The sequence below is a fragment of the Microbacterium sp. P5_E9 genome (assembly GCF_054049175.1).
Map to the genome: position 1 here is coordinate 1 of NZ_JBFUMV010000156.1, position 524 is coordinate 524.

The 524-nt window shown below is 59.4% G+C and carries 1 protein-coding gene; it reads right to left on the reverse strand.

The window, feature by feature from the left end:
* Positions 1-524 (reverse strand): AraC family transcriptional regulator (locus tag ACXJ3V_RS20745; RefSeq protein ID WP_457102244.1); only part of this gene is annotated, 524 nt, incomplete at both ends.

A 524-nucleotide genomic window follows, 5' to 3' on the forward strand; every position in this document is an offset into this window, starting at 1 on the left:
ACACTTGATCTCCGAGCTCGCGCGGCTTTGACAGGTCGATCGCCATGCAGACCAAGCCGTTGAATTCCTGATTGAACTTGACGTTCCTTCCGAAGAATGCCCGATGTGCGGAGACGTCCTTAGGTGGGCGATGTGTAAAGCAGACTTCAAGCGGTTGCCAATGCGGTCCGATTAATTCGCTCAGCATGCGAAACGTGCCGCCCACGGCGAGTTCCATCGACTGTCGCATCGCCAGCCCGGGGCTTGGTAGCAAGTCTTCCCGGATGATGACCACGCTGGCAGTGTCTTCAACTCGGATAGTCAGCGAGGTGTTCACCAGCTTCAGGTAGCGGCACAGAGTGTCGAGGGCATCCCTCGGTGTGGGCTCCTCCCTCAGCACGAGGCTGATAGGCCCGAGGGCGGAAAGCTTGCGCTTTGCCGCAAGACGCAGCGCCAGATCTTCAGTCTGCGTGGCACGGGCGGTGATCTCCAGCAACTCGCGCGCGGCATCTCTCGAGATCAGCGTCTCAGGGTCTTCGAGTAAC